The organism is Dehalococcoidia bacterium (assembly GCA_040902535.1).
Taxonomy (GTDB): Bacteria; Chloroflexota; Dehalococcoidia; order DSTF01; family JACRBR01; genus JBBDXD01.
Window position 1 is genome coordinate 45,697 of record JBBDXD010000002.1, and the last position, 9,001, is coordinate 54,697.

A 9,001-nucleotide genomic window follows, 5' to 3' on the forward strand; every position below is an offset into this window, starting at 1 on the left:
GGGCGCAACGAGCACGCCACAGTCGCGTCCGTTGACGGCCGGGCACGCTTCGATGCTCGCCCCGGCATCGGTCGAGTATCGTAGGGCAGTGCCGCTCAGGGGGATGCTTCGTTTGGCCCGGCTCACAAAGTCCGACGCGATTACCGCCGTGACGCTCGCGGCGGGCTTCGTCGCCGCCGTCTTCGTCCGCACGTGGCGCCTCACGCCGCATGCCAGGATCCCGGATACGTACGAGCACATGTCGGCCACGCGACGTCTGCTATCGGGCGAATTTCCACTGTCAGACCTGTACCCGCCGGGCGTGGCGCTGGTGCTGGCGCCGTTCTTCGCGATCTTCCCCGATACGGTCACGACGGTGCAGGCCGCCGTCGTGCTCTTCTCGCTCGTGCTCATCGCACTCGCCTACGTGACCGCTCGACGCGCTGGCGCGGATACCGTCACCACACTCATCTTCACCGCCGCGATCGCGTTCTCACCTGCGTTCGTCACCATGTCGCGCGTCGGCCTGTTCGACGCGATCGGTACGGCGCTGCTGGTCGCGTCGATCGTCGCCGCCCCCTCCGCCGCGAAGGCGCGCTGGCCTGCATGGCTGGCGTTTGCGTTGCTCCTGTCCGTGGCGATCACCGTCCGCTCGACGAATGTCTTTGTGCTCCCTGCGGTCATGATCACGTACGCGGACCTGGGACGCGACGGCGCGAGGATGCAGCGGCTGCGAGCGCACGTGACCTCGCCGCCCGCGCTCGTCATCGGCCTGCTGACATGCGCGCTCTTTCTATTGCTCGCGATTCCGGGCCTGATCTCCGGGTCATCGAATCCAGTGAACTTCGCGTTCGGAGACGTGCCGCAGCACGTGCTCTTCTACCAGGTTGTCGCGTTCGGCGGCTTTGCCCTGCCTATGGTGGCTGTGCTGCTCGCGTTCGGCGTGTCGCCGCTCTGGCGGCGGGCGCCTTCGCTCGTACTCGTGGCGATCTACCTGCTCATAGTTTGGCCGGTCGCCCACGCCCCGTTTCCGTTCGTCAACGAACGGTACATGCTGCTGCCATGGTTCTTCACGCTGCTCATCGCCGTGCATGGCCCCATCGAGGTCTGGCGAAGCACTCGCGACGCTCAATCGCCGTTCCGCGCGCTTCGTCGGGCGACCGGGATCACCGCGCAGTTCCTGATCGTGGCGTTGTTCGCCGTCGGTGTCTTCCAAACCTTGAGCACGTGGCCTGATGACGTAGGGCTCTCCGACGAATCGGCGCTGGAAGAGCTGCGCCCGGTCGTCGCGAGCTTCGACGACGATGCACTGATCATCACGGCTCTGGCGCGGGGATTTGATCACGCCAGAGACGACCGCGCGTACCTTGACCTCATCGATCACCGGATTGAAATGCGCGACCGTTCTTCATCGGTCGCCGAGATCGTCGCCACGATCGAACAGGCGCTAGACGATCGTCGGGCCGTGTACTACGTGTACAGCCGGTTCGAAGAAGCCGGCGAGAATGCCGGCCTCGGCGGCGATGGCCTCGACATCTACTTCACCGGCGTCGAAGCGCGATTTCGCGTCAGCGAGATGTTCCGCGCGCAGCAGCCGGAGTACCGCATCTATCGCGTGACGCAGCCGCCATGACGCACGACTACGTTAGCGTCGTGGAGCCGGAGATGGGACTCGAACCCACGATCCGGTTACCATCCGCGCTGAGGCACGCCCGCTCTTCGAGCCGATCTGTGACGAGGGAGGAATGAGCATGACCGAAGAGCATGACGCGATTGACAACCCGGTCACGGGCGAGAGGCTGGTCTTCCTGAAGCGCGCCCGCGACACGGGCGGTGAGGCGCTCCACATGGAGCTGCTGATGACGGCCGGCGGGCCGCGCATGCTTGAGCACGTCCATCTGCGACAGGAGGAACGCATCGCAGTGTTGTCAGGCGTCCTGCGTTACCGGCTCGGCGGCGCGGAACACGAACTTGTGGCGGGGGAGGCGGTCGTCCTCCCGCCTGGCATTCCGCACACGCTGTGGAACGCGGGTCAGGATGAAGCGCGCTGCCGCTTCGAAGTGCGTCCGGCGCTGAAGGCCGAGGCGGCGTTTGAGACGCTGTTCGGGTTGGCGCGAGAGGGAAAGACCAACCGCGAGGGTATGCCGAATCCGCTGCAGGGGGCGGTCCTGGCACGCGAGTACGAGACGTTCCTGCCGCGGCCGCCCGTTGTCCTGCAGCGGGCGGGTCTGGCGGTACTTGCGCCGATCGCGAGGCTCTTTGGATACCGGGCGCGCTACGCAAAGTACAGCGGACCGGAGTAACAGCGGCCACCCACACCCGGCATGGGCATATGCCCTCCAGCCGCGCGCGCCGCACCCCTGACCTGGGAACGTTGTTGGAGCGGGAGATGGGACTCGAACCCACGACCCTCTGCTGGGAACAAGCTAGGCGTTCTGCAAGCTGCTCCAGATTCGAAATCAGGCCCCGAAATCGATGCAAGCTGCACCTAATTAGGCGCACATCTCGCAGCACGTTGCCAACTCTATCTTACCAAGTAGAACGCCCCGATGATCCCATAGTTTCACGCTCTACGCGACAGCGAGATGGCACCCTGGATCCAGTGTCACGACGCGCATTTCGTTCACCACGCTGCCACTGGTTCCGGGACTGCGGTCGCGTCCGGCGTCTCCGCGCGGACTCTCGCTTCGACCGCCAGCGCGTTGAACCCGTCTTGCGACCAGACCACGCGCTCTTCCCCCAGCCGTCCACGCACCGCCTCGAACAGTCGCTGGGCTGCGCTGATGTCCTGCCAGTCTCCCCAACCCAGTTCCGCAAACCGCTTCGGGAGTGGACGATGCCGAGTGCGCCGGCCGTTAGCACCGTCGCCGTAGAACGTATCCACGATCACCCGGTCCGCGGCGGACTCCAGAGCGTCCGCGAATCGCTCCGGGCAATGGGGCAGTGTCGGGCTGACGGCGGCTTGCACCTTGATCCCGCTAGCGCGGGCTCGGCGCATAGATGCAAGCCGGCGCTCGATGCTCGGGCACGTGGGCGTGAGCGCGCGCCGCACTCCATCGTCATCAGTCTCGATGGTCATCGACAGCCAGACGAACGGCAGGTCAGCGAGCAGATCGAAGTCTTTCTCGACCCGTGGTGATCGTGTCTGGACGACGAGCAGGCCAACCGGACGCTCCCGGAACACCTCAAGGATCGAGCGGGTGATCCGTAGCTTCCGCTCGGCCGGCTGGTACGGGTCCGTCGCAGAGCTCATGAAAACCCGTACCGATGCGGCGTCGCGAACCTTATCAAGATCGCAGTGGAGGGCGTCGGCCGCGTTCGTCTTCGCTCGCAGCCATTGTCCCCACGGCTTCCCCGCGTACAAGCCGATGGGCGACTCGGCCACATAGCAGTAGACGCCACAGCCGCCCTCGCCGAAGGCACACCCCATGTACGGATTCAGCGTGTGCGTAAACGCGTGAAGGAAGCCGCTCGCCGGAGTGAGAATCCGACCCGTTTGGACCAACTCGGTGTCCACAGGCTTGAGCACCGTTCACCTCGCCTGATTGATAGCACGGATGTTCTCTTGGCGTCAAGGCCCCGCGCAACGTCCTGGCTCAGATCACCCGCTCCCCGCCCAACTGAAATCCATTCCGGGCTTCTTTCCTCGACAGGACGTAGGCATAGTTGCCGGCCAGACGCATCGCCGCAGTCATGTCCTCGACCATGATGTCGTGGAGTTCGAATTTGCGCATGTGCTCTGCGAGTTCGCGCGGGCGGAGGTCCGCATCTTCGATGATCAGGAAGTCGCAGCGCTTCAGCATCTCGGCGAGGACGCTGGCTCCCGCCGAGGTGATCAGCGCAGATGGGTCGAATCGTCGCACCGGCAAGTAGAGTTCGCCGCCGATCTGCGCGTCATCAGCGACCAGAGTCAGCGCGGCGAAATACCTGGAAAGCGCTGGCTGTGCCAGAACGTGCCCGTCGGCGACCTGGAAGCGCACCGCTGACGTGAGGAGGTCGTCGGGATTCGTTCTCAGCGTCGCCAGCCATTTCGCGGGCGATCGCTCGGCGGGACTGAACCAACGATCGCTCGCCGATGGCGTCGGCAGTTCCGAACGACGCAAGGGACGGACCTCAAACGCGCTCGACATGTCGAGTATCTTGCATGCCAGTCCGAGCCGCATGCCGCGGCGACTTGGCGGGTCGTGCCGCTGTGCGAGCCATGCGCGGTAGTCGACCGGCATGCGCGACAGCCCTTCCGTCGCTGCCCTGACAGCCGGATCCGCGAACGTATCGGACAGCGCGGTTCCGCTGCTGTCGATGAGGATGAACCGAAGGCGCGGATCGATCCCCTCCCCCGTTGCCCAGGCCACGAGTTTCCTGCACAGCTCCGCCGTTAGCGCGCCCGTACCTGCACCGAGATCGAAGAAGTCGAACGTCGCTGCGCCTTGTTCCGGAGCATGTTGCTCTAGCAGCGGTCGGACGGCGTGATCCCACAGTCGATGCGAGCGATCCGCCACGAGCGGATCCGACGACGAGCCAAGACGATTCGCAAGCCCCGAGATCACCGACATGCTCGCACGATCCCCACCCGCCTGGTTCGTCGGATAGACGAGCAGGGACAGATCGCCGTCATCCGACAACGGATAGCGTCGATAGTGGCCGAACGTCGATGGCGCGGCGTCCTTCAGCGCGATCAGCGGAAGAAACCGCATGGTGTGAGGTACGGTGGGCCACTTCAGCCGCGCGAGGAGATAGACCGGATTGCGCAGCGTTGTTGTTGCAGCCGCGAGCCGTTTACCTCTAACGTCGATCACGCTGAACGACTCGAACGTAGCGGCGGCAGTGATCGCTTGTCGCACGGCTGGCGACGTGTTCGCCGCGGTCGCAACCTCTACGAGATCCTCCAGCAAAGACCAATACGCGAGGCAATACGGTTGGACGGTCTCGGCGCCGAAGCCGGACTCGATGTAGGCGTGCCATCTGCTCCGAAGCTCGCCGCAGTTCTCGATCAGGCGGGATGATCCCATCGCCTGAATCGGCCGCCAATGATCCCACCAGTCCGTCGTAGTGACGGACAATGCCCCAGCCGCGCTTAGCGCGATGGAGCTGACGATCCGCGGGCGGCGAAGGCTCGCATCGAGTAGCGCTCGGTCGTACGGGACGGCCCGTCGCTGTTCGTGAGCCAGAACGGTCGGCATCCTTCAAGCTCCTGATCTTCCCAGTTCGTGGCTGACGCGATGAAATCACACGTGGCCGGGCATCTCCCAAGCGCTTCATGGCACTTTCGCCAAAATCGAGCGGCGAAGCCGGAAAGAATTTGGGTTGCCCCGCGGCCGATATCGGAGAGCCAATACTTTGCACGTCGAGTCAACTGCTGGACTTGCGATGTCGTATATTGTGAGTCCGGCAGTTTGCACGGGGAGTAAACAAATGGACTCGGGATATTCAAGCTCTGCGGGAATCTCAGGCGCGACAAGGAGCGAACTCGCGGCCGTGACGGGGCGCGGGCATAGGCTCATCGGCGTTGCGGACGCGGTCAATGCTCTCGGGATCGACGCTCAGGCTGCGGCCATGAAACTGGCACGCTGGGCCGATCAGGGGTGGCTCCGGCGGGTCCGTCGCGGCATGTATATCCCGGTGCCGGTGGACGCGGAAAACCCGAAAGCTTGGACCGAAGACGCGCTCATCATTGCTACCGCGATCTGGTCTCCCTGTTACTTCACGGGCTGGACTGCGGCGAATCATTGGGGTCTGTCCGAGCAGGTCTTCCGCACGGTCGTGCTCAAGACAACTGCCCGGGTGAGGGCCAGCCGCGCCGAGATGCTGGACCACGAGTACCTCGTCGCGCACACCGACAAACGCCATCTGAGTTGGGGCATGGAGTCCGCGTGGCAGGACGGAGTGCGGCTCAACTATGCCGACCCGACGCGCACGGTCGTCGAAATTCTCGACGCACCGCGCCTCGCTGGAGGGATACGCCACGCAGCGGAGATCCTCGGCGCGTATCTTGGTGATCATGATCCCGATCGGCTCATCGACTATGGCGATCGCTTGGGGAATCGCACGGTGTTCAAGCGTCTGGGTTACCTCACCGAGGCGATCGGAGCTGAACAGCCCAGCCTGATCGAAGCATGCCGGCACCGGCTATCCGCAGGTGTGTCCCTGCTCGACCCTGACGGCCCGCGTGGTGGCCTGCGCGTACCTGAGTGGAACCTCCGAGCCAACGTCCATGTGTCTGAGACGAACCCGTCGTGATTCCGTGGCGCGAGATCCTCGCGCTGCGCTCCGAGTGGCAGCTCGATGCCAACGTCATCGAGAAGGACTACGCGCTCGGATGGCTTCTCGCCGGCATCGCCCATGACGATGACCTGTCCGAGACCTGGGTGTTCAAGGGCGGCACTTGCCTCAGGAAGTGCTACTTCGAGACATACCGGCTCTCGGAGGATCTCGACTTCACGGTCACAGACGATGGACCGGAGACACCTGAAGAACTCACACCGATCTTCACCCGTATCGCCGAGTGGATGCGCCGCGAGTCCGGGATCGAAATCGTCGTCGAGGACGGCTCATTCGTCCGTCAACGCAATCGTCGCGGCCATCCGACGACGCAGGGCCGCCTGACGTATCGTGGACCGAACCCACCCGCGCAGCCACCGAAGGTCAAGATCGACATCACGGGCGACGAGTTGTTGGTGGAGGCGCCGGAGATCCGGCCGATCGTGCATCCGTACAGCGACGCGCCACTGCCCGTAAACGGCGTCCGTTGTTACACGCTCACCGAGCTGTGCGGCGAGAAGCTCCGAACGCTCGCCGAGCGCTGCCGACCTCGCGACCTCTACGACGTGGTGCACATGAGCCGACATCCTGACCTTCTCGATCAGCCGACCGCGATCGCGGAAGTCCTCGCACGCAAGTGCGAATTCGTCGGTATCTCAGTACCTGACCTGGCTTCGATCCAAGCTTCACCCTTCCGGGAGGAGATCGCGCGTGAATGGGGGAACATGCTCGGGCATCAGCTGCCGCGCCCCCTCCCACCGTTCGCTGACTTCTGGGGCACGCTCGACGACGTGTTCGCCTGGCTCGCCGGAGAGGCGCATGTCATGCCACTGCCGCGGGCCGAGCTGGGACAGCTCGACGATACATGGATTGCACCGCGCGAGATGACCTCTTGGCGCGGCGGAGCACCGCTCGAACTTGTCCGTTACGCCGGCGCCAACAAAATGAAGGTTGAGATCGACTATCGCGCAGAAGAGGGACTGCGCGGTCCGCGCACGGTCGAACCGTACTCGTTGAGGCGAACGCAGGACGGCAACCTCCTGCTGTTCGTCGTCAACGATCGCAACCAACTACGAGTCTATCGTGTAGACCGGATCGCCGCGGTTCGGCCGACCGGCGATTCGTTCGTGCCGAGGTTCCTTGTCGAATTCTAGTGCTCCGAGGCTCGCGTTGACGACTGCGGCGCGCTACGGTGGCTGCACGAACGTCGAAAGTTGCACCGCCTCTCGGTGAGTTTGACTCGCTGCTAGATCCGTAGGCGCAGGGGCTTGGGAACAAGCTAGGGCTTCTGCAAGCTGCTCCAGATTCGAAACCAGGCTCGAATTCGATGCAAGCTGCACCTAATTAGGTGCACATCTCGCAGCACGTTGCCGCGTCGATCCTACCATAGAGAAGAACGCTCCCCGCGTTCTTGAGTTTCGGTTTCATCACCATCGCTCGAACTCAAAGCTCACGGTCTTCCCACCGAGTTCCAGCGTCTGAGGCTCCGCAGCGTCGCCGAGCGAGGTCGCTTTCAACTCAGGTGACTCGCGGCACAAGGCATCGTGCAGCGCACCCACGACCTCCGATGGGTCTGAGTGCTCCAGCCCCAGCCGCATAAACTGTGGCCATGTCCCCCAGGCTGCTCGCGGATCCATGGTTGCACCTGAAAAGTGACTGAAGTGTCGACCGAGGATGAATAGATAAACGTTGCTGACGGCGGCGTTCTTGAGGCCTAAGTGGCTCGCGATCTCACCGTCGCTGGCCCGGTCGAGCCACGACGTGACAGCGTCCAACCACTTCGCCGCCTCACGAGCCAGATTGGCTTTCCGAGACTGGCGGCGCCTCAACGATGCTCCAAATGGGTCCTGCCATTTCAGTTGGAACAGTCCGACGCTTCCCGTTTGCCTGTCGCAGACCGCAGCGTCGATATCAGTGGCGATCGACCCATCACTCGACCTGATTCGGATTGGACTCGGCGCTCTGACGAACCGATAGTCGGGAAACAGATCGTACAGGTCCGCCCTAAACAGTTGCTCCCGCCCGGCGATGGCGCGATCCCAGTCCGAGGGATACCGGCGCTGCAACTCGTTGAGGAGGAAGTGCGTCGGCTCACCGAGCATTCCAAGCAACGGTCGGGCTACGGATCGGGGGCCACCAATCTGAATCATCGGAATCAGGTAGCCTCCCGGTGCTGAACAGTGAAACTCCCGGTTCTCAGGCGTGAGGGTCAGTGCTGACAGAAGGGAGTCGGCAACGGACTCCGGTACGTCGAACATGTGAGATAGCGACTCCGCCAAGACTGGCCTTTCGGAGACTATCGAGATCACATTCCGGTGAGAAATCGTGGAGTCCTTGCTCATGAGCACCTGCGCGAAACCCAAGTGCTTAAGCGTCCAACCGGCTATGGCTACCAGTGCGCTTCCATAGAGCGAATAGGGCAGCCCTCCGAACTGCGCGTCGCCGGGGAACGCATCCAGGCTACCCCATTGCCTCGCCCAAAGAACTCCCGCTTCTTGGTAGTGTTCGTCGATCTCAGGTGCGGTCGTGTAGCCGATGTACTTACCCAACCACGGATAGACATGCTGCTCCATTGTCCTCATCACTGAGGCACGCCTTTCCTCGTTTCGGCTCCGACGGCGAGCGTCGAGCCTGCGCGCGAGGTCACTGTAGTAAAGGTCATGCTCGCGCTCTACAGCCTCCACGCCGGCGGCGCGAGAGATCGAGAAGATGACCTGCCCCCCGAAAACTGATCCAGTCTAAATGAGCGTCCTCCGGGATAATG

7 protein-coding genes are annotated in these 9,001 nt (G+C 63.3%); 4 read left to right on the forward strand and 3 right to left on the reverse strand.

Translation table 11 applies throughout. The annotated features are described in order from the left end of the window. Positions 1–112: 112 nt before the first annotated feature. Positions 113–1,612 carry a glycosyltransferase family 39 protein gene (locus WEB52_01220; protein ID MEX2225049.1) on the forward strand — a complete coding sequence of 500 codons (1,500 nt, stop codon included), beginning with the start codon at positions 113–115 and terminating at the stop codon, positions 1,610–1,612. 118 nt (positions 1,613–1,730) lie between these two features. Continuing rightward, positions 1,731–2,282 (forward strand): cupin domain-containing protein, encoded by a 552-nt coding sequence (locus tag WEB52_01225; GenBank protein ID MEX2225050.1) that lies wholly within the window; start codon positions 1,731–1,733, stop codon positions 2,280–2,282. 320 nt (positions 2,283–2,602) lie between these two features. Here WEB52_01225 and WEB52_01230 read toward each other — a convergent pair whose 3' ends face one another. Beyond that, positions 2,603–3,409, reverse strand: a complete 807-nt coding sequence (locus WEB52_01230) for a radical SAM protein (GenBank protein MEX2225051.1) — start codon at positions 3,407–3,409, stop codon at positions 2,603–2,605. Positions 3,410–3,575: 166 nt separating this feature from the next. Continuing rightward, positions 3,576–4,988, reverse strand: a complete 1,413-nt coding sequence (locus tag WEB52_01235) for a hypothetical protein (protein ID MEX2225052.1) — start codon at positions 4,986–4,988, stop codon at positions 3,576–3,578. Positions 4,989–5,391: 403 nt separating this feature from the next. Between WEB52_01235 and WEB52_01240 the strand changes: the two genes are divergently transcribed. Further along, a complete protein-coding gene (locus WEB52_01240; protein MEX2225053.1) occupies positions 5,392–6,216 on the forward strand; it encodes a type IV toxin-antitoxin system AbiEi family antitoxin domain-containing protein in 825 nt (274 codons plus the stop codon). Further along, positions 6,213–7,391, forward strand: a complete 1,179-nt coding sequence (locus WEB52_01245; protein ID MEX2225054.1) for a nucleotidyl transferase AbiEii/AbiGii toxin family protein — start codon at positions 6,213–6,215, stop codon at positions 7,389–7,391. Before WEB52_01240 ends, WEB52_01245 begins: the two co-directional genes overlap by 4 nt. Before the next feature lie 273 nt (positions 7,392–7,664). Here the strand turns inward: WEB52_01245 and WEB52_01250 are convergent, their stop codons facing one another. Next, entirely contained in the window at positions 7,665–8,810 is a 1,146-nt protein-coding gene (locus WEB52_01250; GenBank protein MEX2225055.1) for a hypothetical protein, read from the reverse strand. Positions 8,811–9,001: the final 191 nt, after the last annotated feature.